Consider the following 25,470-nt stretch of genomic DNA (forward strand, 5'->3'; position numbering starts at 1 on the left):
TTATTATTTAAAAGCTACCGATATTAGTAGCTATAGTAGAAGCGCACGCCTGCAATACGCGGCATACCGCGAACATAAGTAGGAATACCTAAACCACCACCGGTATTACCTGCATCAATCACATACTCTTTATCGAAGGCATTTTCTAAATACACTTCATACGCAAAGCTGCTTGCTTCTTGCGAAAACTGTACAGAGATATCTGTCAATGAATGAGTATCTTGCGACAAACCAGGGTAGTTACTGCTTTCAAAGAATACTTCAGACTGGAAGCTCGTTAGCCAGTTTACATTTACAAGCCAGTTTTGAACTTCAAATTCCTTGTTGATATTTATCGCCCCGCTTACCTCTGGCGCTAGGCGGAATTTATTTCCAGCATACTGGAATGGGCTACCATCGGCAGTATTGTCAGCAAACTCTGCGTCTAAGAAACCGATGCTACCGGTTATCGATAACGTATCGCTGTAATGATAAGTTCCCATACCTTCAATACCGGACATGGTTGAATCACCCACGGTTACGGTAATGGATTGTAAAGTTTCAGGATCGGTATAAGACTGCTGATAATCGCTGTATTCATAGGTAAAAACCGCACCGGAGAAGGTGAAATTGTTACTTTGATATTTAACGCCTAAATCGTAGCTATCAACAATTTCAGCTTTAGTCGTCGATACGCCAGAGAAGTCGGCATTAACTACAGGTGAGCGACGGCCTCGGGCGTAGTTCGCATAGAAATTCCAGTTATCGTTCATGTCATAACTTACAGCAAAACGAGGTAGCGTATCGTCAAAGTCGCCTTCCCCCTCAAATTCAAATGTGCCTGAATCTAATGTATAGGTGTTTTTGGTATAACGTGATTCATCAATATAACGTACACCCGCGGTCACATTTACCTTGTCAGTCACAAAGTAAGACACCTCAGCCACATAAGACGTGATATCTAATTCTGCCTCAAAAATATAAGGGCCTTGAATAATAGTAGAGGGAAAATCTGCATTTGAAATTGGCGTGCCATCGGCATTAAACAATGAAGACACCAACATAGCGCGCAAAGCTTCAATTTCTTCAAGCGAGGCATCGGTAGCAATGTTTTGATTTAGCGGAATATTCGAAGACGCTTCTAATTGTGCTTTTACTGCATCGAACGTACCGCGTACAAACGGGTCTACCATAACGTAATACGGCAGTATCGAATCATCTTGGCTTACAGAGGCGCCCACAAAAGCCACCAGCTTTTCGCCCGCATCATAAACCAAGCGCATAGAGCCACCGCTTAGTGTTGCATCGTTATCGAAGTAGGCATCTTGAATTCTAAGGGCCGAACCATCGGCATCAAACCCTTCACTCACTTCTACGTCTTTATAATACGCATCGCCATGAAACATTAAGCTGTTACTAATATCGTAATCTAATGAAATATCGTAGGCCTGCAGTGTACGCTCAATACCAAGCTCACTGCCCATACTAAATTCAGCGGCTGTAAACGGGCTGGTATCGCCGCCATTAGGCGCAATCGAGCCTGATTTAAATGCAATACCTGGCTGGTCGTTATATTCCATTGAAGCACGGGCTATTATTTCAAAGTTGTCGTAGCTGGCTTTCCATGTACCACGTAGGGCTTGTACTGAAATGCCTTGCAGATCTTCACTGTTACAGGGCACTGCATTACCTAAATGATCAATCATGTCGGCGTTGCCATAGTAGCTGTCTTCAGAGCAGGCATTGTTTTCTATAATACCGTCCATCTGACGATATAAGCCGGCAATACGCACGCTATGATTATCATTAATAGGTGTATTGAACATGAACTCGGCTTCTTTGCCCGACTCAGTGTCGTAACCTAGCTGAACCGTTGCTTCCTTTTCATTGGTAGGCAAGTGAGAGTGAATACTGATAGCACCGTTAGCCGCGGCAACACCAAATAGTGTGGGCTGCGGGCCTTTTAATACTTCGACACGAGCAATATCGTAAAGCGCCACACTTGATACCGTTTTCTTACTGATATCGAAGCCATCTTGATATACCGAGATACGTGGAGTAGCCGAAACGGAAGAGCCGTCGTCTGTAACGCCACGAATATTAAATGAAGGTAGGCTTACCGCTTGTTCTTGAATTTGAACGTTTGGCAAAACGCGAGAAAGCTCATCAAGTTCCATAATGTTTGTGCGCTCTAAAAAGTCGCCTGAAATAACATCCATGGTTACCGGAACATCCATTATCGATTGCTCACGCATTTGAGCAGTAACGGTAATTTCTTCAATGTAGTCTTTCTCATCTGCTGGTGAATCTGTATTAGCAAATGTTGGGGCAGCCAATGCGCTAAAAATAGCGGTGGCTAATAGGGTTTTTGAAAACATGTGTGTCCCTTAATGAATATCTCGTTAGTGTGTTCTGCGCTTAATTATGTGTATTTTCATGATTTATTGCAGTAGTGGTCAGAGCTCTGCAAAGCAGATGAATCTAATCTTGTTATAAGACGAAATGATGAAGCGAAGGTGACAGGTAAGAGGCAGTTTTATGACAACATGTTTCAAAACCCAATAATTATCATAGACGTATATAACTACACATAACTGTGATGGATTGGGGTAAGAAGCGCTTGTTAGCCTGCTGGGCGTTTTTTCTTGCGATCTTAATTTATTAAAGTCGCACTATATTACAGTTTAAATGAATTGCGGTTTAAATGAATTGCGGCCGAAGTGAATTTGCTCAAGTATTGTTGCGGTGGGGGAAGTTTTCGAACGTGCCATATGATTTTTAGCAAACGTGCTTAATGGCGAGCGAACCTGCTACCAGCGATTGCTAGCCTAAATGGACTAACTGTCTAATGGGCGTTTTGCTGCGCGTACTGCTTTAGGATGCATTAGCTGTTCAAGTTTGCTTAAATAACTGGCTATTTTTTGATGTTGCGCCTTGTCGTTAGTGACTGAGTTATGTAACCAATGATAGGCATCTTGATAGTCGTAAGGGCTGCCGTAACCGTCAAGAAATAGCTCAACTAACTGCAATTGCGCCTTTAAACTTTTTAGCGCTGCGGCTTCTCGCAAATACACTACCGCTCTTTCTTTATTTTGTTGTACTAAAGTACCGTTCGCATAGTAACGACCTAATTGTTCTAACGCAGCAGGGAAACCTTGGTTCGCCGCATCTTCAATATGGGTCATGCCTCTGGCAGGTTCAGCATCAACGCATACCCCCCACGCTAACATGTCCCCCCATAAGAACTGATAAGCAGGCACTTTAAGTATATCCGCACGGGCTTCTATATCTTGCACCAGCTGGCATCTATCGGCGACTACTTTATCTAAGTGAGTATTGGCATTAATCATATCGATAAGCGCATTTTGATCGTATAACTGTACCGCACGAATTTCATCAATGGTTTCCCCTTCAGCCAACACCAAGGCGCTGAAAAGTGTAGAAAGCAATAAACAAATTGTGGGCAGTGAATACAGTTTCATATCAATGGCTTCTTTATTTAGACGTTGGTGATTTGAGTTAATGTCTTAAGTTAAAATCTGGGGTTAATGTCTTCAAACCATGCTTCTAAAGCGGTTAGGTATAAAAGCCGAGAAACAAATAACGGTATGAATATGACGATATTTGCATCTAGACCTTAATGGCTATGTTTAATTATCGGCCATTAAAGCGAATACTTAATGCTAGTTTAACGGGGCTTGTTTAACGGGGCAGGTTAAACAGCAGCCCCGCTACAAGCGTGTATTCTTTAATGGCTACTTTTGCGGTTACACAGCGCTGATTGCAGATGACGAGAATGATCGGCCAAATCTATTCCTAAATCGGTAAGATAACCGCCATCGGGCTGAGTAATCAGACCCTTTGTATAAAGTCTTGATGCGGCATTCACCATTGATTGGCTGGCATCGTGATGTATCTTTAGGCCTTGTAATAAACTGTCTGTAGGAAACTTAACTAACAAGTTAAGTTCGTCGAGCATGTCCTGGTCAAATATTGTCATACACTCACCTTAGGCAAAAAAGGGTATTATTGTTATTCACTCTTTTATATAGACAGTTCAACTACTTGAAGTTCAACCGCACTAACGCTATCAGACTACCATTTACGTAGGGTGTCCAGATTATTTTATCAACATACGCCGCTAAAACCTGATAAGCCACCCTTTTAGCCCACTGAACTGATCGGACTTTGTGTCGAAATAGTATATTCTTGTTCCTAACTTTAGTCTGCGGATACCCCCTGTTCAAATGAAGTACAAAGATTTACGTGACTTTATTCACCAGTTGGAAGCCAAAGGTGAATTGGTTCGCATTAGCCAGCCAATCGATACCGATTTAGAAATGACCGAAATAGCTGACCGTACATTACGTGCCGGTGGCCCTGCGCTATTATTTGAAAACCCTAAAAACCATAGCATGCCTGTATTGGCCAACTTATTTGGCACTCCAGAACGTGTGGCAATGGGAATGGGGCAAGAGTCGGTTGCGGCACTTCGAGAAGTGGGCGAATTGCTGGCCTATTTAAAAGAACCCGAACCACCTAAAGGACTAAAGGATTTATGGCAAAAACTGCCTGTTTTTAAACAGGTACTGAATATGCCAGCCAAGGTCGTAAAAAAAGCACCTTGCCAAGAAGTCGTACTAACCGGTGATGATGTCGATTTAGGTAAACTGCCTATCCAGCGTTGCTGGCCCGGTGATGCCGCGCCGCTTATTACGTGGGGGTTAAGTGTGACTAAAGGCCCGCATAAAAACCGCCAGAACCTAGGTATCTATCGCCAGCAGGTTATCGGTAAGAACAAGCTTATTATGCGTTGGTTGTCTCACCGTGGTGGTGCTCTCGATTTTCGTGAATGGTGCCAAACTCACCCAGGAAAACCCTATCCGGTAAGCGTTGCACTAGGCGCCGACCCAGCCACTATCTTAGGCGCAGTCACGCCAGTACCGGACACCCTTTCCGAGTACGCCTTTGCTGGCTTGTTGCGAGGCGATAAAACTGAAGTGGTTAAATCGATAAGTAACGACCTGCAAGTGCCTGCAAGCGCTGAAATTGTTCTGGAAGGTTACATTGCACAAGACGAAGTCGCGCCCGAAGGGCCTTACGGCGATCATACGGGTTACTACAACGAAGTTGATGACTTCCCAGTGTTTACGGTAACCCATATTACTCATCGTAAAGATCCTATTTACCATTCAACGTATACCGGTCGCCCGCCTGATGAGCCAGCTATTTTAGGCGTAGCATTAAACGAAGTATTCGTGCCTATTTTGCAAAAACAGTTTCCAGAAATTGTAGACTTTTACCTACCGCCAGAAGGGTGTTCTTACCGCATGGCTGTGGTTACCATGAAAAAACAATATCCGGGTCATGCTAAGCGCGTAATGATGGGTGTTTGGTCGTTTTTACGACAGTTCATGTACACCAAGTTTGTGATAGTGTGCGATGACGACGTAAACGCCCGCGACTGGAACGATGTGATTTGGGCCATTACCACGCGTATGGATCCGGCACGCGATACGGTTATGATTGAAAATACTCCCATCGACTATTTAGATTTTGCTTCACCAGTGTCTGGCCTTGGGTCGAAGATGGGGATGGACGCCACCAATAAAATGCCCGGCGAAACCGACCGTGAATGGGGCGAACCCATTGTGATGGACGAAGAGGTGAAAAAACGGGTGGATGATATCTGGGATGAACTTGGTATCATGGACTTACCAACGGCGAAACGCTAACAGCAAACGTAAGAAGAGATTACATGTCAGAAATTAAATGTAAGGTTGCCAGCATCACGCCGTTAACCGACGTAGTATACAAAATTGAATTAACACCTCCCGCGCCAGTTGCCTTTCAAGCAGGCCAGTACGCACTTATTGATATGGGCGAAAAAGACAAGCGCCCCTTCTCTATTGCCAATGCAGCCTATGATAATTCACGCATTGAACTTCACATTGGCGCAGAGCCTGGCAATACTTTCGCCGGCGAAGTATTAAGTCGTATGAAAGAAGAAGGCGAAATTAGTCTTAGCGTAAATAACGGTGAGGCCTTTTTGCAATCAAACGGCTTGCCGATGGTATTAATCGCTGGCGGCACAGGCTTTTCCTACACCTACTCTATCTTACAGCAGCATCTGAACAGCGGTGATAAAACGCCTATTACCCTTTATTGGGGAGGCCGTCATGCCGGTGATTTATATCTATCAGAAGCGCTAAATGCACTCGCAACCAAGCACGATAACTTTACCTTTGTACCTGTAGTGGAATTTGCCGAAGACGACTGGCAAGGTAGAACAGGATGGGTTCACCATGCAGTATTAGCCGACCATACAGACTTCGAACACATGCAAGTGTATGTAGCAGGGCGTTTTGAAATGGCTAAAACTGTACGTGAAGACTTTACCGTTCGCGGCTTAAAAGTAGAAAACCTATTTGGCGATGCCTTCGCGTTTATTTAAAATATTGTACGTGCTTGCTTCTTAGTTAGCATAAAAGCACCTAGCTGTTGATACACTCGGTGCATACAAGGAGGGCACGCTACCAAGCAGGCCCTTTCTATTTTAGGCTGTTATCGACCATTAACTTCTCCACACGTTAATCCCATTTGTTGCTTTCTCTCGTATCCAGTATGGTGATAAAAAAGAGATGGAGAAAACAATGATAAAAAGCATTCCTACATTCGTAAAAATTTCAGCGTTAGCAGTATTACCACTTTCCTTGACCTTTACAGCGCAAGCGCAAAATGAACAACAACAAGCCTTATACAAAATAGCCGAAGACATTTCCCCAAAGCGCATTGAAAGCGATATCACCACCCTTGTGAATTTTGGAACCCGACATACCTTATCGGAAACCGAATCAGATACCCGAGGCATAGGGGCCGCAAGGCGCTGGATTAAGTCTGAGTTTGAAAAGATATCAGCCGAATGTGGTGGTTGCTTAGACGTGTATTTTCAGTCTGAAACCATTAGCGGTGAAAAACGTATACCCGACCCTGTCGAGGTAGTAAGCGTTATTGCTATTCAACACGGCAGTACCGATCCAGAACGTTACGTGATGATGTCTGGTGATATAGATTCTCGCGTATCTGATGTGATGGATTTCACATCAGACTCACCTGGCGCAAACGATAATGCATCGGGCGTAGCTGGAACACTGGAAGCCGCACGCATACTATCGAAATATAAATTTAACGGTAGCATTGTGTACGCCGCACTAGCAGGGGAAGAACAAGGCCTGTTTGGTGGGCGTATAATGGCAAACCAAGTTCAAAAAGATGGCTGGCGGTTAAAAGCAGTATTGAACAACGACATGATTGGCAATATAGAGGGCGTTAATGGGGTTATCAACAACACCACGGCGCGTATATTTGCTGAAGGCACTCGCGTAACCGAAACCACAGATGAAGCTCGCACCCGCCGCCTCACAGGTGGAGAAGTCGATTCACCAAGCAGAAACTTAGCAAGATACATTGATAAAATTGCCGACCAATACATTGAAAATCTAGATACCATGGTCATTTATCGATTAGATCGCTTTGGTCGTGGCGGGCACCATCGCCCCTTCAACGATTTAGGTTTCCCCGGTATTCGTATTATGGAAACCAATGAAAACTACACTCGCCAGCATCAGGATCTTCGAGAAGAAGATGGTATCAAGTATGGCGATACCTTAGACGGTGTGAATTTTGATTACGCAGCCAAGCTAACTGGTTTAAACGCAGTATCGCTAGCGGCTATGGCTTGGGCGCCCAACCCGCCAGCTAATCTAAAAATTAAAGGTGCCGTTCAGCCTTCTACCACATTAATGTGGGATATAGCAGATACAGCGCAAAACCCTCAACTGTCGGGCTATAAAGTTTACTGGCGTCATACCGATGCACCGCAATGGGAATTTAGTAAGTTTGTTGGTAAGGTGAACGAAGCCACGTTAGAAAACGTAGTAATTGACAACTACTTTTTCGGGGTTGCCAGTGTGAACAACGATGGCATTGAAAGCCCAGTTGTATTCCCAGGCGCTGCAGGCAGTTTTGGCCAGTAACGGTTATACTGTTAATAGGTAATAGCGCCTATAGATAATAATAATGTTGTTTTGGAGATGTCGCCCGTGTTGGTGAGAGTCATCGCTTTATTAAGTTTTATCACCGTGGTGGCGCCGTTAAAGGCAAACAGTGTCACACTTGCCGCAGCGCCATTTGAAACTTACGTAAGCGATGAGGGCGAACCTTCAAGACTCACGTCTATCGTTGAAGCGGCGTTCTCGCGAATGCAAACCGACCTGGAGCTTCAGGTTATGCGCGATGCTTTCTTAGGTAGCGCAGTACGTTCAGGTAAGGTGGATGGCGAGTTCGCCTATATAGATTTGGGTGAAAGAAAAGACGCGGTTACCCTTTCAGCCCCCTACCTTCCCATCTATTTATATGCCACGGGTAAAAAATACGATGTTGAAGAGATTAAGCTGATACCGCATTTAAAAGACAGTCGCGTAGCGATAGAAAACCGCTTTGCTAATACGCCAAAGTTCCGCATGCTAAAAGAAATCAAGTGGTCACGTAATCCCAGCACGTACGACGCTTTTAAGCAGCTAGCCGATGACAGAGCGCCGTATTTAATTACTACCCGCTTGTTGATTGAAGAGTTTAATTTACTTCTTGATAAAGACGGTGAAGAGCTTTTACACGTATCTTCAGCATCGTTGATGAACGCTGGTTTTTCCTTAGCACTTGGCACAAGTACGCCTAACGCTAAGGCCACTATTGAAGCGTTTGAACAAACCATTCAGGTTATGCAACAAGATGGCAGTTACAATAAAATTCTGGGGCTACCTTGGCTATCCAAAGACATTAACAACGACGGTATCGCCGACTATATTGGTCAAACTAGTGTAAGCCTTGTACCCACAGATACACTTACCGCCTACCCACTCGATAAATCGTTACCTGGTGATAAAAGTGTTTACGTTATTGATGGTGTTATCGTTGAAACGAAAGCTGAGGCGATGGCAATGCTTGATGGCGTTAAGGTCGAGCGAGAAAGTTTGCTCGACCCTGATGTTTATAAAACCATGATAAGACGCTGGTAGTTACTTACCTGCGCTTTTTTCCGCTTTTTATTGCGCTTTTTAGCAGCAGATTTTAGCAGAGCCTTTTGCTAGCACTGTAGAAGAGCGCCCTTATAGTCAATCATTTTGCGAAACAGCTCTCGCTTTCTTAATTTTCAACTAGTGATTTCAAGAATATCAAATGTTGAGCCAGCATCACCTCTGATTAACAAGATACAATCGGAAGTTTGCGCCGGAAACTCTATTTTGTTCTCCCAACCTTCTATATATTTTTGTTGATAATCGTTGCATCTAAGCTCCACTGAATCAACATTCCCTTGAGACACTTTAACTTTAAATATTGAGGAATCATACGTTTGAGACCACGCGCCTAAATGACTCAGCTGACCTTTAGTGATGTTTGCTGATCCAGTCGCTTTAGCAGCCTTCAGTGCATCTGCAAATTGTTGATAGGTTTCTTCAGATAAATTAAGGCCACTAACACTTCCCATTCGCGAAAGGGTTTCGGCGGCGCCATTAAAATTTCCGAAATAAAGCTGTGACTCAAAAAGATTCACCGTCGACTTAGCCAATATTGCTATAGGCAAGTGTTCGTATAAATCTACTGTAATTTGGGATTGGCGCATATATTCTAAAAATTCTTCATTTTTATAATAATAGATAGACTTTAACCACGCCGCCAAAGCATGTTCGTTTAAATTTTTAGTATGGTCTTCTACCAAATTGTCTATGGATTTTTTTATGTTAAGCATATCTGCGGTAGGACTAGAAAGCGCATCTATGGTAGCTTGGTATTCTTTTGCAAAGGCAGGCGTCACACTACCTTCGCTATGGCCAGCCTCTGAGTATGTGTGTTTAACAAACAGAGTTTGAGCACTTGCTACTGGCATATTGTTAACGAGCGCAGGAGAATATTGAAGGTTTCTTATGTATTTAGTGACTTTTTTGACATATCTGTCTTTACCTGAATAATCAAAAACAACGATATCTTTCGTTGTGCCGTCTTTGTCTATTATAAATGAAACTCTTGTCCAACCTTCCATGCCTCCGCGCGAGGTAAAGGTCTCTTCCACTTTATTAGCATTTTTTATTATTTTGGCGGCTTTAACTTCTTTGCTGTTACCATTGGCAAAAGAGAAGCCGCTGGACACGATCAATAACACGCATAATAGCGCAGAAAATATTTTCACAATTTATCCCTAATTTTTAGCGTGTTAAAAGTAATAAACCTCAACATCGCGTTTCCTGTTTAATTCTATATTGTTTATAGCACCTATCTTTTAAACTTAACAATAAATCGAAACGTCACGAGACAACTTATCAACGAACATAAGATTCACCATGCCCATTTATGTCGTTTTCGAGTTCCTCCTAACATAATTTTCATCTGATACTTGTTGATCTCAATCAAACTTCGGCATAAACTTTCAGTAATTTCTGAAAGTTCAGCAGGTATAGACATGAAAATGACACCACTTATTACTTCCGCGGTTATGCATTTCGGCGAAATGGGCAGTCGTTGGGGCTTTAACCGTACTGTGGGCCAAATTTTGGCGCTGATTGTACTTGCTGATGAACCCATCTCAGCGCAAGAAATCGCCGACGCGCTAAATATATCTCGCGGCAACACCAGCATGGGATTAAAGGAGCTACAGTCGTGGCGCTTGGTAAAACAGCACCTTGTCCCTGGCGAACGAAAAGAGTTCTTTATTGCCGGCGGTGACATTTGGACCCTAGCAAACCGCGTATTCGAAGAGCGCCGCAAACGCGAAATAGACCCTACCATGAGTTTATTGCGAGATTTATTACTCGATACGCCCGCCAACAAAACTGAAGCTAACGCACAAGATAAGCTGAATGAAATTCATGACTTATTAGAGTCGGTAACCGCATGGTCACAAGAGCTTCAAAACCTAGGCCCAGATAAACTTAACACCTTGATGAAACTCGGCTCGGGTGTTGGCCGTATGTTAGAACTGAAAGACAAAATTCTTCCGGGAAAAAATTCCGTTAATTAAGGAGACTATCTGTGGATGCGTTCTTGCTGTCTCGTTTACAATTTGCATTAAATATTAGTTTTCATATTCTGTTTCCTACTATCACCATGGCAATGGGATGGTTCCTTTTCTACTTCAAATTTCGCTCAAATGTAACCGGCCACCCTGTTTGGATGCGTATGTACCGCTTCTGGGTGCGCGTATTCGCACTAAGCTTTGCACTTGGTGTAGTAAGTGGCGTGACCATGTCTTTCCAATTTGGTACCAACTGGCCCGGCTTCATGGAGCGGGTGGGTAATGTGGCAGGCCCCCTATTGGGCTACGAAGTCCTTACTGCGTTTTTCTTAGAAGCTACCTTCCTTGGTATTATGCTGTTTGGTATTCGCCGAGTCCCTAATTGGTTACACACCCTTTCAACATTGATTGTGGCAGTGGGCACTACCATGTCAGCCTTTTGGATTTTGGCGCTTAACAGCTGGATGCAAACGCCTCAGGGGCATGAAGTTATAGATGGCGTTGTGTATGCGGTAAATTGGAGCGAAATTATTTTTAACCCTTCGTTCCCGTATCGCTTTGTACACATGATGCTAGCTTCGGGTTTGACGGCCAGTTTCTTAATTGCCGGTTTGTCGGCCTACCGTATGTTGAAAGGTGATGACAAGCTAGCGCCAAAGCTTGCTCTTAAAACCGCAACCTATACCGCGGCAGTGCTTATTCCTTTGCAGATTTTTGCGGGCGATATGCATGGATTAAATACCCTTGAGCATCAACCACAAAAAGTTGCCGCAATGGAAGGCTTGTGGGATACCACAGAGGGGGCGCCCTTACTGTTGTTTGCTATTCCCGACGAAGAAAGCAGGGAAAATCACTTTGAAATACCGGTACCCAACGGCGCGAGCCTAATTTTAACCCATAAAATGGATGGCAAAATTCAAGGCCTGAACGACTTTGAAGGCGAGCATCCGCCAGTAGCACCTGTATTCTTCGGGTTTCGGGTGATGGTAGGCATGGGCTTTTTAATGTTGGCGGTTTCGTGGCTTGGTAGCAGTTATTTACTTAGAGGGAAATCTTTCCCACTCTGGCTCAAGCGAGTATTCGCTGGCATGGCATTCAGCGGCTGGATTGCAACCTTAGCCGGTTGGTATGTGACTGAAATTGGGAGGCAGCCTTATCTCGTCAGTGGTGTTTTACGTACTCAAGAAGCGGTAACAACACTTCCTCCCGCGAATATCGCTTTCTCGTTCACCATGTACGCCACGATTTATACTATTTTGCTGTTCGCTTATATGGGAACGCTCATGTTGATGTGTCGCCGCGCCGTTGAAATTGAAGAGATTTCTACGGAAGAGCGCGAAATGGCAAAAGCTAGCAAAATGTCGCCGGCTAACACTTAAGGAGCAGCTATGTTATTCGAAAATGTATCAGCAGAAACATTAGGGAATATTTACGTTGGCCTGCTTGGGCTGGCAGTATTGCTGTACGCTATTTTAGATGGTTACGATTTAGGGGTAGGTGTTTTAATACCGCCCCGAGAAGAAAAGTTTCGTGACGATATGATTGCTTCTATTGGGCCCTATTGGGACGCCAATGAAACGTGGTTGGTATTGGCCGTTGGGCTTCTGCTGATTGCTTTTCCCGAAGCACACAGTGAGGTGCTTCAAAGCCTTTATATTCCCGCAACTATAATGCTATTAGGGCTCATTTTACGTGGCGTCTCTTTTGATTTTAGGGCGAAGGTCGTTCAAGTGCATAAGCGTAAGTGGGATCTCACCTTTAAGTACGGTTCATTACTTACCACGCTGGCGCAAGGTTATATGCTAGGCATTTATGTAACCGGCTTGCGTACCGACTTATGGGCACAAGGCTTTGCCTTACTGTCTGCTATTGGTGTAACGGCTGCGTATGCGTTTATTGGCTCTTGCTGGTTAATATTAAAAGCAGAGAACAACTTACAAGCCAAAGCCTATTATTGGGCGCGCAGAGGATTGTTTGCGCTTTCTATAGGAATAGTAGCGGTTAGCCTAGCAAACTTAACCTTGCATGATGATGTGCGTGACTTGTGGTTATCATCCACTATTGGCTATGTATTGATGGCTATTCCTGTTGCCTGCTTTTTATTACTTAGCTTATGTGGCGTGCTATTGAAAAAGCTACCTGATGCAGGCGGGAAAGGTGAATGGATGCCTTTTGCTATAGCACTAACGGTGTTTGTGCTTTGCTTCACCGCTTTTGGAGTAAGTTACTACCCGTTTGTCATACCAGGACACCTTACGGTACAAGATGCACTTAGCGACGCCAACTCACTTCGCTTCTTATTAGTGGGTGTCGTTATTGTAGTACCTTGCATTCTTGCTTACACCGCGATGGTATACAAAATATTTTCAGGTAAATCGGAAAAGCTTAGCTATTATTAGCGCCTTCCTACTAGTTAACCCTTGAAAACAATAATAGGCTCCTAACCACCTGGTTTCGGAGCCTTTTTTCACCCGAAACATATTCAGCTCCTTGCAACTTCACTAGATCACTTTTTTTCTAATTTAGACCTCACACACTTGTAAACAAATAATTACACCAAAAATGAAACAAAATTCTTATATATTTCTTTTGTGACAGTGTTGACATAATAATTAAATATACGTATGCTTATTTTGGGCAGAATTAAAAGGAGACCATTATGAACAATGTAGTTAAATCATTTTCAAGGTTCTTCAGGCGTGCTCACCCCTATACAGTGGCTTACTATATAGGTCGGAAAAATGCTCAAAATATTTTAGGATGTAAGATCCAAAAGAAATCCAAGATTTTTGCTAGCAAGCAAACTGAAGAACAACAGCATTAGTAACGAAGGGCCCCTAACAGGGCCCTTCTTGCATTAGCCTATTTTAAATTGGTTCACATTAGCACTTAATCCATTTGCAAGTGCAGACAAATCTTCAGCCGCATCGTTTACCTGACTGTTGTTCTGAGACAGTCTATCTCCCAAATTCTTAAATTGATTAACACCATTTTTCGCTTCATTGGCCTGCAACTGTGAATGTTTCGCCAATACGGCCGCTTCTTCACTAACACTCACTAACGCCAAAATGCTTTGCGTTCCTGCTTCAAGGGTTGAGACCAAATCATTAGCTAACCCCACTGAGTCATGTGCCTTGTTTTGATTTGAGCTCATAGTAGATACTGCAGAGGTAATTGAAACCACAATTTTCTCAAGCATGGTATTAATTTCAACCGTGGACTGGTGGGTTCTTACTGCTAGTGTTCTCACTTCATCCGCAACTACCGCGAAACCTCTGCCAGAATCCCCTGCCCTTGCCGCTTCAATAGCAGCATTTAATGCCAGTAGGTTTGTTTGATCGGCAATTTCTGCAATGGTCTTTACTACACTTGAAACGTTGTTCCCTTCAACTTGAAGGGTTTCTAGCATACTCGCCGTTTGCTCAATATCATTGGCCAAGTCAGAAATAGCGTCGGCGGTCTCTTTTACTTGTACACGACCTGCATCCACCTGTTTTGCGCTGTCTTGGGCTGCACTTGCTGCAGTTTGTGAACGCTGAAGGCTTTCCACCATGTCTGACTCTAACGAGTCCATAATGTTTACAAGGCCGGTAATATCGGTGAGTAAACTATCCACCGACGAACTTGACTGTTCTGTAGTTGTAGAGAGAGAATTCACCGCGCCCTCTATGCCAGAAACGGCGCCTTTCACTTCTTTCATACCCGCCTGAAACACAAATACCAAACCATGAATACTGTTGGTCATTCTACAAAGTTCATGGGTGCTTTGTTCTGGAAGGCGCGCTACTAAGTTCCTACTTTTCGCTAAACTATCGAGCTTCTCAGCCATGCCTTCTATCGGCTGCGCAATTTGTTTTTTAGCACTATGGTAACCAGCCATGGCAACAGCAGCTAGAATAAGTACGAGAAAGTAAATAGTGAATTGACTGGTTTGTAACTGACTTCCTATCGCCTGAGAACGCTCACCGGCTTTGCTTGCCACCTGATTTCTTACTTCAATTAATGCGTTGTCAAAAACAGAGGCTAATTCATTAACTAACTGTAAATCGTCACGGGCACGATCCCAATCAACCCGCGAGGCAGACATAGTTGCTTGAAGTGAATCCATACTTGAAACTAGCGAATTGAACTGGGATTTAAGGGTATCACCGGCCATATAGCCTAATGCTTTGAATCCAGCATCAACGTTTTGCTCTAATTCTTGTTTTTGTTCATCAAAGGCATTGCCCGATAACGTTGTGCCATAAAGTGAGAAGCCAATTAACACTAATTGCTTACTGTTACTTTGCACACTATCCAATGTACTTAACGCGGGTAAGGTTTCACTCACAAAAGTATCGACTTGATGCGTGACCTGCTTGTTGTTCAATGTTAACACCACGGCAGCAATTAAGGTTGCGAGTAATATTCCTGCATAACCCGTTAAAATTCTTACTTTTATAGTGTTTAACATTGCATACTGCCTTCGGGGAAAAAATTAACGTAAAGTATTACTGTAGACACTTTGAAGCATAAACCAATAAAAAACTTATAATAGTGTCTTTAGCAACCCATAAGTAACCTAGACCCGAGATCTGCCTTTTTACTTTCGTAAATCACAAAAAACGTAAGCATTATTAGGTAATTATTAAAGGTGAGTAAGCGGAAGTGCAGTGGTATATTTAAGCTGCTCCATGGCAAAACTAGAAGTGACATCGTTAAGATCAATCCCATTAACGAGTCTTTTATAAAAATGATCGAACGCAGCCATATCGGTTACCACCACTTTAAGCAAATAGTCGTACTCTCCAGACATGCGATAAAATTCTACCACTTCTTCAAACGATGAAGCATGCTTGGCGAAATCTGTTAACCACTTCCCGTCGTGACGTGCGGCTTTAATTTGCACAAATACCGTCATTGCCAAGCCTAATTTGTGCGCCTGTAATAATGCTACGCGACGGGAGATAACGCCTTGGGCTTCAAGCCGCTGTATACGTCGCCAGCAAGGCGTTGCCGTTAAGCCCACTTTCTCCGCAATATCTGCAACCGGCACGTCGGCATTTTGCTGCAACAGCAACAATATAGCCTTATCCACCCCATCAAGAGCAATATTTTTCATTATCTTCCTCTAAATTAGAATTATTTACCAAATCCAGCCTATCAAATGGGGAGTAATGAGTAAATTTCTCTTTTTCTAGCTGTCATTATTGAGTAAGACTGACTTATAGGTTTTTTGAAATGCTTGATTACGCGATAAATGCCATGCCTGGTGTGGTTGACGATATAACCCACACCATAGGAAACACACCATTAATACGCTTGAGTAAATTTGCTGCACGTCATAACGTAGATGCAACGCTTTTAGCCAAGGTGGAATTTTTCAATCCTGCAGGGTCGATAAAAGACAGACCGGCAATGGCCATGCTTACTGCGCTAATGGAAAGCGCTGCCTTTAATGAGAAAACCGAGATAATTGAAGCATCATCAGGAAACAACGGTGTGGCCTGTGCTTGGCTTTGCGCGATTTACGGCATTAAGCTGACAGTATGTATTCCAGAACATATGTCAATCGAGCGCCAAAAGCTAATACGCCACTATGGCGCACAGGTAGTGACTACACCGAAAGACCTTGGAACAAAAGGAGCTATAGAACGAGCCGCTGCACTTATCGAGCAAAACCCAAACGCAGTGGGTCTGTCCCAATTTTCAAACCAAGCTAACCCTAACGCTCATGCCCAATCTACCGCTCAAGAACTGCTGCGCGATACTAATGGGCATATTGATATTGTGGTTGCGGGTGTAGGTACTGGCGGTACGCTAACTGGCTTAGCCACAAGCCTGCGAACTCATATTCCTCATTTGAAAGTAGTCGCTGTAGAACCAGCAAGTTGTCCGGTGTTAAGCAAAGGGCATGGTGGCGTGCACAATATTCAGGGGTTAAGTTCAGGCCATGTGCCTGACGTGCTTGATGTAAGCCAGATAAATCAGATAATTACGGTAGAAGACGATGAAGCTATAGCCTACGCTCAGCAAATTGCTAGAGTAGAAGGCTTAGCGGTAGGGATATCTTCCGGAGCCGCTCTGTTTGCTGCCGCTCAATTAGCTCAACAGCCTAGCAATAAGGGAAAAAACATCGTTGTCATTCTTGCCGACGGCGCTGAGCGTTACTTTTCTACCCCGTTATTCGCCGACTAACTGCGAATAACGGCGAGTAACGGCGTAATTATTGGCAACCAACAAAGGTTGCCATTTATGCGTTAACGCCACCAAGGTTGGTTAAAGTCGACATCTTCAGGTGCTATTACAAATTCGTATGGCGGTTCGAAGGCTTCCCAAAAGCGTTCAGCCAAGGCGGCATCGACTACTTTGAACTTACCTGCGCTCGCGTATTCTTTCATTAGCGTTAAGTATGCTTCCACTGGCATGGAAGGATTAGACTGCTCGAATATCACTGCCCCGCCATAGGTGTTATACAGGTGTTTTTCTATCTGCCAGCGCTCTACTTGGGTTGATGCAATCTCATCAATACTGGCAGTGTCTTCAGCGCTAGTACTTTCATTCAACTCACTATCTTCTTGCTGAGCATCTTTCTTAGCAGCTACTTTCTTATTATTTTTTTCATATTCTGACCCAAACTTTTGCTTAAAAGCTTGCACCAAGGACTCGTCCACCTTGATATTGTTTTTGCTAGCATAGTCGCTGAGCACGGCTTCTATAATTTGGTTTGCTAGGTTAATAGCTCTCATCTGAGTAACAAGCTGCGTAACGTTGTCTGGCGCTTGCTTTCGAATTTTTGAAATAGTGTCTTGGTCGGGAGTAATGTCAGCTAAGGTAATCGGTTCACCAAAAAGCATGGCAATAGCATTAGCTTGGTTACTACTGGTTTGGTTACTAGTGGCGCTGCTGGCATTTTGGGTGCCTTGGGAAGTATTTTGTACATTACTGGATGATTGCGCGAATGGCGAAGAAGATATAAACGTGGTAGATAGAACAAAAGCGAAAAAAACACTATTCATCCTTAACATTAGCTAATCCTTTCATTAAGTTTATTACTGAAACAGTAAAGCACTTAATAGCGGGAAAACCAACTATATTAACGAATGTAGTGTTTATAAAAGAAAGAAAAACGGCGGTCTTTTCAGACCGCCGTTTTTGAATTTCTTAGATGGCGTGCACGTTAGCAGCTTGAAGACCTTTTTGACCTTCTTCTACTTCAAATTCCACGCGCTGACCTTCTGGAAGAGTTTTGTAACCGTCAGAAACGATAGCACGGAAATGAACGAATACGTCCTTACCGCCGTTATCTTGAGTTAGAAAACCATAACCTTTATCAGCGTTAAACCACTTAACGGTGCCTGTAACTTTAGACATGTCGTATAGACCTCAAATATCATATTAAATTGCGCAATAAGCGCGTATAGCGAGTGTCTTTAATAGGCGGAGTTGGTCTTACTTACGAATGGGCAACAACTTACTACAAATCACAAGGTAACTTGAGCGGTTTTACATATAGCAAATAATTTCATATCTCGTCTATTCAAAGACATTTGGCTTAAAGCCAAAGCAACTATAACACTCTTCGAACTGATTAATATACAATTTATTCACTAAAAAATGCATTTCATAAAAATTTCACCCGAGCGTAACAGTCGCTACCGGTTCTTACGCCATGCCAATACCCAACAAAGGGATCCTACACTGGCAGAAAGCGCTGGAAAGCACCAATTTAAATCGTACAGTGGTAAAATAGCAGACAATAAAATAAAGGTAGCACCCGTTACGCCCCACTGAATGGATTGTGCGCTCTTTTTCTGCTGTTCTAGTAAAGCAAGTTGTGCACGTTGTTGTTGCAAAGGAAGCCGTTTAACTTGTTGTAGGCTGTCGTAAAGTAAATCCGGCATTTCAGGTAGCTTTTCAGACCAAAACGGCAGGTTTGCTTTTACCTTACCCAGCATGGCTTTCACGCCAATTTGCTCGCGCATCCAATTTTCTAAAAATGGCTTTGCGGTTTTCCATAAATCTAATTGCGGATAAAGCTGACGCCCCAATCCTTCAACATAAAGCAGCGTTTTTTGAAGCAGAACTAGCTGAGGTTGCACCACCATATTAAATCGACGGGCAGTATTAAATAATTGCAGTAACACATTACCGAACGATATTTCCGCAAGGGGCTTTTGAAAGATGGGCTCGCAGACCGTGCGAATCGCCATTTCAAACTCATCAATATTGGTGTCGTTCGGCACCCAACCAGAGTCGGCGTGAAGTTGCGCTACCTTGCGATAATCTCGGTTAAAAAACGCAATAAAATTTTCTGCTAAATAACGCTTATCTTCCCGGTTTAACGTGCCCACAATGCCAAAGTCGATAGCAATGTATTTAGGGTTTTCTGGATGCTCGGTAGAAACAAAAATATTACCCGGGTGCATATCAGCATGAAAGAAGCTGTCGCGGAATACTTGGGTAAAGAAGACCTCTACGCCGCGCTCCGCCAGCTTTTTCATATTAGTGTTTTGTGCTAGCAAGGCATCTATATTTGAAATAGGTAGCCCGTATATGCGCTCCATCACCATTACATTGCTGTGACAATAGTCGCTGTATATTTTAGGTATGTATAATGAATCTGAGCCTTCAAAATTCCGCCCTAATTGAATGCCACTTGCCGATTCACGTAGTAAGTCCAGTTCATCCACTATAGTTTTACGATATTCCACCACCACTTCAACAGGGCGAAGGCGTTTGCCATCTGGCAGCCATTTTTGCAGCACTGACGCTAAACTAAAAAGCAGCTCCATGTCGGCCACAATTGTTTCACGAATATCGGGGCGTAAAACCTTAACCACCACATCTTCATTATTCGCTTTTAATTTTGCAGCATGCACTTGCGCAATAGAGGCTGACGCCAGAGGCGCTTCATCAAACTCACTAAATAATTCAGATAGATGGGTTAGACCAAGGGAGGTTTTAATAATCTGTTGTGCCGCTTCTGACGAAAACGGAGGCACTTTGTCTTGCAGACGAGCAAGTTCATTAGCAATAGCAGGATGGAGCAAGTCTCTGCGGGTCGATAGCATTTGGCCAAACTTGATAAAAACCGGGCCAAGGCTTTGCAGTGCGAGCGTAATGCGCTCACCGGCAGTCTTATCTTTGTGTTTATTGCGGATCCAAAAGATGCTGTGACGCATAAGGCGTGCGTACCATGGTAGCCATTTCGCAGGGATAAGGTCGTCTAACCCATGCTCTAACAACACCTTATTTATCTTATACAACCTAACAATGCGCATGCTTGTCTCTTAAATTGATTTTTGTTCTAGCTGAAGTAAGCGGGCATCTAATCGCGCTACATTGTCACGTAGTGCGTTCACTTCATCACTAAAATGTAATACCGCTAATTTGGGCGCTGCTATTTGCTTTTCTTCTATCAAGGCATTGCTAGCGACTTTATTAAACTCAGACAGGGCCCCCGTAGCTTTACGCTTAATAGCACTAAACCAGCTCATCGTTTGATGGGCAACCACATCGTTGGTTTTGGCAGCCAGAAGTTCTTCTACATCTATATCTAGCTGCTGAAATAATCCGCTAACCTGCTGAGCCACGGCAAGTTCGCCCTCAACCTGTAATTTTTTTTGTTGAATAAGACGGGTTAGCTGATTGGTGTGCTTTAATTCAGGCAGGGTATCTAAGGATGTTTTAATACAGCAGTCTTTATGATTTAGCGTAGCTATTGTGTCTTCGAACGACTCATGTAGGGTCAGCACGTCTACCTGCTCAGAAAATACAAGCACTACAGCAAATGGCAAGGGATCTACATAAGCAATAAGCCGCGCGCCTTTCAGCGAAGCCATTCTGGCAACGCTGTCTGGATCTAACGCTAAAATTTTATTCGCAGCCGTTTCAATAACGGCACTTACCAATGCTGACGTGGGCATTAAAACTTATAGCCTCGGTGCAGTGCTACAATTCCACCGGTTAAGTTTTGGTAGTCACACTGGTCAAACCCCGCGGTTTCGAACATACCTTTCAGGGTTTCTTGATCAGGGTGCATACGAATACTTTCTGCCAAGTATTGATAACTCTCGGCATCGTTGGCCACTAGCTGCCCCATTTTTGGCAATATATGGAACGAATACGTGTCGTAAAGCTTACTTAACTGCTCTGACGTTGGCTTTGAAAACTCCAACACCAACAGTCGGCCGCCTGGCTTTAACACACGGTAAATTGAATTAAGTGCATTTTGCTTCTCGGTCACGTTTCGAAGACCAAAAGCCATGGTCACTACATCGAAATGGTTATCAGGAAAAGGCAACGCCTCTGCATCTGCTTGAACGTAATCAATATTGCTAACTAGTCCGCGATCTCTTAGTTTATCGCGGCCAACTTTAAGCATTGATAAGTTAATGTCGGCCAAGGTTACGTTGCCCGTAGGGCCAACAAGACGAGAGAATTTTGCGGTTAAATCGCCAGTACCACCAGCGATATCAAGCACTTTTTGCCCTGCACGCACACCTGAACAATCAATGGCAAAGCGCTTCCATAAACGGTGCACACCCATCGACATTAAATCGTTCATGACATCGTATTTAGCGGCAACAGAATCGAATACATTGGCTACTAAGGACGCTTTTTGATTTTTCTCAACCTGCTTAAAGCCGAAATGAGTAGTAGGTGCATCCGATGCCTCAGTGGGCGATGTGTTGTTATGGTTGTCGCTCATGGCATTCCTGCATTAGTGATTCATAGTAAAGGCTGAAGTGTATCGGATTGTAGCGCCTAGCAACAGTATTTACCTTATGCTAAATACTGGTTTGTGCCCCAACTAAACGCAATAATAACGCTTATTTCTTGTAACGTGCGGCCACTTTCTTGATGCCACTGTGCAAAAGCCGCATTTGCAGCGCTTAAGCTTTTCTTGCTAGTGAGGCCACCATCGATAATATCGTTCTTTCTTAAGTAGTCTTCAACATCTCGTGAAAACAAGAAGGTATCTACGCCTAACGCCCGCAGCATGTAGGGGCCGGTGTTCCCGCCGAGTCTCGACCCACGTTTCTTTAACGTGGTCCACAATTCGGTAATATTACTGGCGTCGAACTTAGCCACAAACTGACCGAAGCTGCCGTGCTCACGGCTAATATCTTTAATGAACATGGCATTATCGCGAACGGTCATTACTTTTTTGTAATTACGCACTATGCGTTTATCAGACGCTTTTTGTTCTAACATCTCATCAGGCATCAGCAGCACTTTTTCGATATCAAAACCAAAGAACACGGTTTCAAACTCAGGCCACTTTTTCTCGATAACGCGCCACACAAAGCCTGACTGAAACACTTGCTTCGTCATGGCTGCTAAAAACCGATCGTCCGGTATTTTGGCAACGAGCTCAGAGGAAAGCGGCGCTGAAAGCATGCTTTCAAGCGCCTTTTCACCACCTTTTCGCTTACATGCCCGCTGGTAAATGGTGGAGAAAGATTCTATTCCCATGGTTATCTACCCTAATGCTAATTAGCCACGAATGCCGCTATGGCGAAGTAAGGCATCTACGTTTGGCTCCCTGCCTCTAAAGGCAACGAATAAATCCATAGGCGCACGGCTACCACCCATTTCAAGTATATTTTCCAAAAATGCTTTACCCGTGTCTTGGTTAAAAATACCGTCTTCTTCAAACTTACTGTAAGCGTCGGCAGATAACACTTCTGCCCATTTATAGCTGTAATACCCTGCTGCATAACCACCAGCAAAAATATGCCCAAAGCTATGCTGAAAACGGTTAAATGCTGGAGGTGTATTAACAGCGACTTCAGCGCGCACGCTGTTAAGAATGGCTTGTACATCAACATTGTCGCCAGATTCACTATGCAGTAAGAAATCAAACAAACTGAATTCCAGCTGACGCACCATTTGCATAGCGGCTTGGTAATCTCTAGCGGCTAACATTCTATCTAGCAAATCAGCGGGTAAGGGTTCGCCCGTCTCAAAGTGACCCGAGATAAAGTTAAGTGCATCTTCTTCCCAGCACCAGTTTTCTAAAAACTGACTAGGCAGCTCTACAGCATCCCACGGCACGCCGTTAATTCCTGATACACCAGCCACCGACATTTTAGTTAGCATGTGGTGTATACCGTGTCCGAATTCATGAAAAAGGGTAACCACTTCATCGTGAGTGAATAAGGCAGGCTTATCCCCGACGGGTGCATTGAAGTTACAAGTAAGGTATGCAACGGGTAACTGTAATTCGCCGTCTAATTTTTCGCGGCGAACACGGCACTCGTCCATCCATGCGCCACCTCGTTTTTTGGCACGCGCATATAAATCTAGGTAAAAGCTACCGCGCAAGGCATCGGCGCTGTCTGTAATAGTGAAATAGCGTACATCTTTATGCCATGTATCAATACCTGGCTGCTCGATAATTTTCAAGCCATATAGTCTGTGTACTACTTCAAACAAACCCGATAATACTTTGTCTTCCGGAAAGTACGGACGCAGCATTTCATCTGAAATGGTGTACTTTTCCTGTTTCAGCTTCTCGCTATAATAAGGTAAGTCCCACGCGTTAAGCTCTGTTACCCCGTGGGTATCTTTCGCGTATGCTCGTACTTCTTCTAACTCTTTTTCAGCCTGTGGCTTTGATTTGGCAGCTAAATCACGTAAAAATCCGGTAACTTGGTCAGTCGATTCGGCCATTTTGGTGGCAAGGGAGCGTTCAGAATAACTGCTAAAACCGAGCAGCTGCGCAATTTCACTGCGAAGAGCCAGTGTTTGTTGAATGATGTCGGTGTTGTCCCACTTGCCTGCATTCGGGCCTTGATCTGACGCCTTTGTTGCATAAGCGCGATACATTTCTTCTCTTAACGCTGCATTATCTGCATAAAGCATAACCGGTAAGTAAGAAGGAATATCTAATGTGAATAGCCAGCCTTGTAAGTCTTTTTGATGTGCCGCTTGTGCAGCTGCATCTTTTGCAGATTCTGGCATACCCGCTAGCATAGATTCATCGGTCACGTGTTTGCTCCACCCCATGGTGGCGTCCATCACATTATTTGAAAATGTAGATGACAGTTCGCTTAACTTCGCTTGAATATCTGCATAGCGTTTCTTTTCCTCGCTTGGCAGTGCCACCCCACTTAAGGTGAAATCGCGAATAGCATTATCAATAACTTTCTGACGCTGCTCATCAAGGTTGGCATATTCGTTTGAGTCTTTTATCGCCACGTATGCATTATACAAGCCTTCGTGCTGACCTACCCAAGTGCCATATTCTGATAGCAAAGGTAAGCAAGCATCATGAGCTTCTCGCAGTTCGTCGCTACTCACCACTGAATTCATGTGAGAAACCGGTGACCACATCTTACTTAAATTGTCGTCTACCTCTTCTAAGCGCAATACTAAGTTCGCATAAGAGTAATCCTTAGATGCAACCACCTCATCAATTTCAAGCTTACATTTTGCTATCGCTTTTTCGATGGCTGGCTTTATCTGCGCGGGCTCAATAGATGAAAATAAGGGCAAACCATCTACCAATTCAATTGCTGGGGTCGTCATAATCCGTCTACTCTTTTCAGTTCGTATAGCAAGTTATGTTGGGGTTGTTCGCAATAAAAACAAGCGCTGTAATTGCTCTAGATAACAGTGATATTTTTGCGTTCTATACTAGGATTACTATAAATGCCAAGCGTGCAGATCAAATTTTGAGTAATTCTTTCTTTTTATTTGCTACATGAAAAGTTTGTAACTCACTAATTCAGCAGCTAAAAACGCTTTAATAGAGTGTCGCAAATGTCACATTCACTACTTTTGTCTAAATTGTGAACACCCCTATTCAGTGCTATAACGTTACAAGTTGGCATTAGGAATTGAGCAATGAAGACATTAACATCAGGTGAAATCGCAACCTACTGCGATGTAAACCTTCGCACCGTGATTCGGTGGATAGAAAGCGGAAAACTCAAAGGGTTTAAGCTGCCCGGTCGTGGCAACAATCGCGTGCTAGTATCTGACTTTGTTTCCTTTCTTGAACACCACAACATTCCTATCCCAGACGATCTCCAAAGTGAGATATCACCTTCAATTCTTATTGTTGATGATGAAATGCCAGTGGCAAAGTCAATTCAAAGAGTGGCACGCCGTGGGGGATTCGAAAGCCATATTGCTACGGGTGGGTTTCAAGCTGGCATTATGTTGAGCCAGTATAACTCTAAGTTGATGACCCTCGATTTAAGTATGCCTGGCATGGATGGTTACAGCGTTATCCAGTTTGTTAGAGAACAGCCTAAGTATAAAAATTTAAAAATTTTAGTCATTTCTGCACTTGACGATATCAGTCTAGACCGAGCTATCGAACTAGGTGCAAATGCAGCACTTTCAAAACCATTTACTAATAGCGAACTAATCGAAACCATCGAAAAGTTCATGATTGAGTAAGTTCATTATAAGTGTACTTGGCCAGT

At 43.6% G+C, this 25,470-nt stretch carries 23 protein-coding genes; 10 read left to right on the top strand and 13 right to left on the bottom strand.

The features are described from left to right. Positions 1-23: 23 nt before the first annotated feature. The 3 genes from ALT761_RS17880 to ALT761_RS17890 all read right to left on the bottom strand — a co-directional run bounded on the left by ALT761_RS17880 (position 24) and on the right by ALT761_RS17890 (position 3,979). Positions 24-2,357, bottom strand: a complete 2,334-nt coding sequence (locus ALT761_RS17880) for a TonB-dependent receptor (RefSeq protein ID WP_129740203.1) — start codon at positions 2,355-2,357, stop codon at positions 24-26. Positions 2,358-2,816: 459 nt separating this feature from the next. Next, complete coding sequence (locus ALT761_RS17885; RefSeq protein WP_129740204.1) at positions 2,817-3,461, bottom strand: tetratricopeptide repeat protein; 645 nt, start codon at positions 3,459-3,461, stop codon at positions 2,817-2,819. 266 nt (positions 3,462-3,727) lie between these two features. Beyond that, positions 3,728-3,979, bottom strand: coding sequence for a TIGR02647 family protein (locus ALT761_RS17890; RefSeq protein WP_126871752.1), 252 nt, complete (start codon positions 3,977-3,979; stop codon positions 3,728-3,730). A gap of 247 nt (positions 3,980-4,226) precedes the next feature. On the opposite strand from ALT761_RS17890, the gene ubiD reads away from it, so the two are divergent. From ubiD to ALT761_RS17910, 4 genes are all read left to right on the top strand, one after another. Further along, complete coding sequence (gene ubiD, locus ALT761_RS17895; protein ID WP_129740205.1) at positions 4,227-5,714, top strand: 4-hydroxy-3-polyprenylbenzoate decarboxylase; 1,488 nt, start codon at positions 4,227-4,229, stop codon at positions 5,712-5,714. A 23-nt stretch (positions 5,715-5,737) separates the two neighbouring features. Beyond that, positions 5,738-6,433: an NAD(P)H-flavin reductase gene (gene fre, locus ALT761_RS17900; protein WP_129740206.1), complete on the top strand. Its 696-nt coding sequence runs from the start codon at positions 5,738-5,740 to the stop codon at positions 6,431-6,433. A 199-nt stretch (positions 6,434-6,632) separates the two neighbouring features. Then, the gene (locus ALT761_RS17905; RefSeq protein ID WP_129740207.1) at positions 6,633-8,015 is read left to right on the top strand and encodes a M28 family peptidase; all 1,383 of its coding nucleotides are present in this window, start codon (positions 6,633-6,635) and stop codon (positions 8,013-8,015) included. Positions 8,016-8,072: 57 nt separating this feature from the next. Next, entirely contained in the window at positions 8,073-9,056 is a 984-nt protein-coding gene (locus tag ALT761_RS17910; RefSeq protein WP_232043491.1) for a substrate-binding periplasmic protein, read from the top strand. 134 nt (positions 9,057-9,190) lie between these two features. Here ALT761_RS17910 and ALT761_RS17915 read toward each other — a convergent pair whose 3' ends face one another. Next, entirely contained in the window at positions 9,191-10,225 is a 1,035-nt protein-coding gene (locus ALT761_RS17915; RefSeq protein ID WP_129740209.1) for an energy transducer TonB, read from the bottom strand. A gap of 270 nt (positions 10,226-10,495) precedes the next feature. Here ALT761_RS17915 and ALT761_RS17920 point away from each other — a divergent pair, with 270 nt between their 5' ends. The 4 genes from ALT761_RS17920 to ALT761_RS20690 all read left to right on the top strand — a co-directional run bounded on the left by ALT761_RS17920 (position 10,496) and on the right by ALT761_RS20690 (position 13,871). Then, positions 10,496-11,053 carry a GbsR/MarR family transcriptional regulator gene (locus ALT761_RS17920; RefSeq protein WP_013786244.1) on the top strand — a complete coding sequence of 186 codons (558 nt, stop codon included), beginning with the start codon at positions 10,496-10,498 and terminating at the stop codon, positions 11,051-11,053. Between the two features lie 11 nt (positions 11,054-11,064). Next, on the top strand, positions 11,065-12,426 hold the full coding sequence (locus ALT761_RS17925) for a cytochrome ubiquinol oxidase subunit I (RefSeq protein ID WP_126871750.1): 1,362 nt from the start codon (positions 11,065-11,067) through the stop codon (positions 12,424-12,426). A 9-nt stretch (positions 12,427-12,435) separates the two neighbouring features. Further along, positions 12,436-13,446, top strand: coding sequence for a cytochrome d ubiquinol oxidase subunit II (locus ALT761_RS17930; protein WP_129740210.1), 1,011 nt, complete (start codon positions 12,436-12,438; stop codon positions 13,444-13,446). Positions 13,447-13,706: 260 nt separating this feature from the next. Next, positions 13,707-13,871 (top strand): hypothetical protein, encoded by a 165-nt coding sequence (locus ALT761_RS20690; protein WP_167347530.1) that lies wholly within the window; start codon positions 13,707-13,709, stop codon positions 13,869-13,871. A 33-nt stretch (positions 13,872-13,904) separates the two neighbouring features. On the opposite strand, the gene ALT761_RS17935 is transcribed toward ALT761_RS20690, so the two are convergent. Together ALT761_RS17935 and ALT761_RS17940 are read right to left on the bottom strand one after the other, a co-directional pair. Continuing rightward, complete coding sequence (locus ALT761_RS17935; RefSeq protein WP_129740211.1) at positions 13,905-15,500, bottom strand: methyl-accepting chemotaxis protein; 1,596 nt, start codon at positions 15,498-15,500, stop codon at positions 13,905-13,907. A 174-nt stretch (positions 15,501-15,674) separates the two neighbouring features. Continuing rightward, a complete protein-coding gene (locus tag ALT761_RS17940) occupies positions 15,675-16,148 on the bottom strand; it encodes an Lrp/AsnC family transcriptional regulator (RefSeq protein WP_013786248.1) in 474 nt (157 codons plus the stop codon). Positions 16,149-16,267: 119 nt separating this feature from the next. Here ALT761_RS17940 and cysK point away from each other — a divergent pair, with 119 nt between their 5' ends. Beyond that, on the top strand, positions 16,268-17,224 hold the full coding sequence (gene cysK, locus ALT761_RS17945) for a cysteine synthase A (RefSeq protein WP_129740212.1): 957 nt from the start codon (positions 16,268-16,270) through the stop codon (positions 17,222-17,224). Positions 17,225-17,286: 62 nt separating this feature from the next. Here cysK and ALT761_RS17950 read toward each other — a convergent pair whose 3' ends face one another. The 7 genes from ALT761_RS17950 to prlC form a co-directional block, all read right to left on the bottom strand. Further along, positions 17,287-18,054 (bottom strand): hypothetical protein, encoded by a 768-nt coding sequence (locus ALT761_RS17950; protein WP_129740213.1) that lies wholly within the window; start codon positions 18,052-18,054, stop codon positions 17,287-17,289. Positions 18,055-18,190: 136 nt separating this feature from the next. Further along, a complete protein-coding gene (gene cspE / locus ALT761_RS17955) occupies positions 18,191-18,400 on the bottom strand; it encodes a transcription antiterminator/RNA stability regulator CspE (protein ID WP_013786252.1) in 210 nt (69 codons plus the stop codon). Positions 18,401-18,681: 281 nt separating this feature from the next. Then, on the bottom strand, positions 18,682-20,310 hold the full coding sequence (gene ubiB / locus ALT761_RS17960) for a ubiquinone biosynthesis regulatory protein kinase UbiB (protein WP_013786253.1): 1,629 nt from the start codon (positions 20,308-20,310) through the stop codon (positions 18,682-18,684). Positions 20,311-20,319: 9 nt separating this feature from the next. Next, complete coding sequence (locus ALT761_RS17965) at positions 20,320-20,955, bottom strand: ubiquinone biosynthesis accessory factor UbiJ (RefSeq protein WP_129740214.1); 636 nt, start codon at positions 20,953-20,955, stop codon at positions 20,320-20,322. Beyond that, positions 20,955-21,740 (bottom strand): bifunctional demethylmenaquinone methyltransferase/2-methoxy-6-polyprenyl-1,4-benzoquinol methylase UbiE, encoded by a 786-nt coding sequence (gene ubiE / locus ALT761_RS17970; protein ID WP_013786255.1) that lies wholly within the window; start codon positions 21,738-21,740, stop codon positions 20,955-20,957. The genes ALT761_RS17965 and ubiE overlap by 1 nt, the downstream gene beginning before the upstream one ends. Before the next feature lie 74 nt (positions 21,741-21,814). Continuing rightward, positions 21,815-22,507 carry a DNA-3-methyladenine glycosylase I gene (locus ALT761_RS17975; RefSeq protein ID WP_129740215.1) on the bottom strand — a complete coding sequence of 231 codons (693 nt, stop codon included), beginning with the start codon at positions 22,505-22,507 and terminating at the stop codon, positions 21,815-21,817. Positions 22,508-22,528: 21 nt separating this feature from the next. Then, on the bottom strand, positions 22,529-24,565 hold the full coding sequence (gene prlC / locus ALT761_RS17980; RefSeq protein WP_129740216.1) for an oligopeptidase A: 2,037 nt from the start codon (positions 24,563-24,565) through the stop codon (positions 22,529-22,531). Positions 24,566-24,883: 318 nt separating this feature from the next. Here prlC and ALT761_RS17985 point away from each other — a divergent pair, with 318 nt between their 5' ends. Continuing rightward, positions 24,884-25,444, top strand: coding sequence for a response regulator (locus ALT761_RS17985; RefSeq protein ID WP_129740217.1), 561 nt, complete (start codon positions 24,884-24,886; stop codon positions 25,442-25,444). Positions 25,445-25,470: the final 26 nt, after the last annotated feature.

The organism is Alteromonas sp. 76-1 (genome assembly GCF_900654235.1).
GTDB classification, from domain to species: domain Bacteria; phylum Pseudomonadota; class Gammaproteobacteria; order Enterobacterales; family Alteromonadaceae; genus Alteromonas; species Alteromonas naphthalenivorans.

Coding starts and splice junctions, on each gene's coding strand:
- ALT761_RS17905 (WP_129740207.1), top strand. CDS start 6,633: ATGATAAAAAGCATTCCTACATTCGTAAAAATTTCAGCGTTAGCAGTA.
- ALT761_RS17885 (WP_129740204.1), bottom strand. CDS start 3,461: ATGAAACTGTATTCACTGCCCACAATTTGTTTATTGCTTTCTACACTT.
- ALT761_RS17890 (WP_126871752.1), bottom strand. CDS start 3,979: ATGACAATATTTGACCAGGACATGCTCGACGAACTTAACTTGTTAGTT.
- prlC (WP_129740216.1), bottom strand. CDS start 24,565: ATGACGACCCCAGCAATTGAATTGGTAGATGGTTTGCCCTTATTTTCA.
- ubiB (WP_013786253.1), bottom strand. CDS start 20,310: ATGCGCATTGTTAGGTTGTATAAGATAAATAAGGTGTTGTTAGAGCAT.
- ALT761_RS17910 (WP_232043491.1), top strand. CDS start 8,073: ATGTCGCCCGTGTTGGTGAGAGTCATCGCTTTATTAAGTTTTATCACC.
- fre (WP_129740206.1), top strand. CDS start 5,738: ATGTCAGAAATTAAATGTAAGGTTGCCAGCATCACGCCGTTAACCGAC.
- ALT761_RS17940 (WP_013786248.1), bottom strand. CDS start 16,148: ATGAAAAATATTGCTCTTGATGGGGTGGATAAGGCTATATTGTTGCTG.
- ubiE (WP_013786255.1), bottom strand. CDS start 21,740: ATGAGCGACAACCATAACAACACATCGCCCACTGAGGCATCGGATGCA.
- ALT761_RS17880 (WP_129740203.1), bottom strand. CDS start 2,357: ATGTTTTCAAAAACCCTATTAGCCACCGCTATTTTTAGCGCATTGGCT.
- ALT761_RS20690 (WP_167347530.1), top strand. CDS start 13,707: ATGAACAATGTAGTTAAATCATTTTCAAGGTTCTTCAGGCGTGCTCAC.
- cysK (WP_129740212.1), top strand. CDS start 16,268: ATGCTTGATTACGCGATAAATGCCATGCCTGGTGTGGTTGACGATATA.
- ubiD (WP_129740205.1), top strand. CDS start 4,227: ATGAAGTACAAAGATTTACGTGACTTTATTCACCAGTTGGAAGCCAAA.
- ALT761_RS17930 (WP_129740210.1), top strand. CDS start 12,436: ATGTTATTCGAAAATGTATCAGCAGAAACATTAGGGAATATTTACGTT.
- ALT761_RS17935 (WP_129740211.1), bottom strand. CDS start 15,500: ATGTTAAACACTATAAAAGTAAGAATTTTAACGGGTTATGCAGGAATA.
- cspE (WP_013786252.1), bottom strand. CDS start 18,400: ATGTCTAAAGTTACAGGCACCGTTAAGTGGTTTAACGCTGATAAAGGT.
- ALT761_RS17985 (WP_129740217.1), top strand. CDS start 24,884: ATGAAGACATTAACATCAGGTGAAATCGCAACCTACTGCGATGTAAAC.
- ALT761_RS17950 (WP_129740213.1), bottom strand. CDS start 18,054: ATGTTAAGGATGAATAGTGTTTTTTTCGCTTTTGTTCTATCTACCACG.
- ALT761_RS17920 (WP_013786244.1), top strand. CDS start 10,496: ATGAAAATGACACCACTTATTACTTCCGCGGTTATGCATTTCGGCGAA.
- ALT761_RS17965 (WP_129740214.1), bottom strand. CDS start 20,955: ATGCCCACGTCAGCATTGGTAAGTGCCGTTATTGAAACGGCTGCGAAT.
- ALT761_RS17975 (WP_129740215.1), bottom strand. CDS start 22,507: ATGGGAATAGAATCTTTCTCCACCATTTACCAGCGGGCATGTAAGCGA.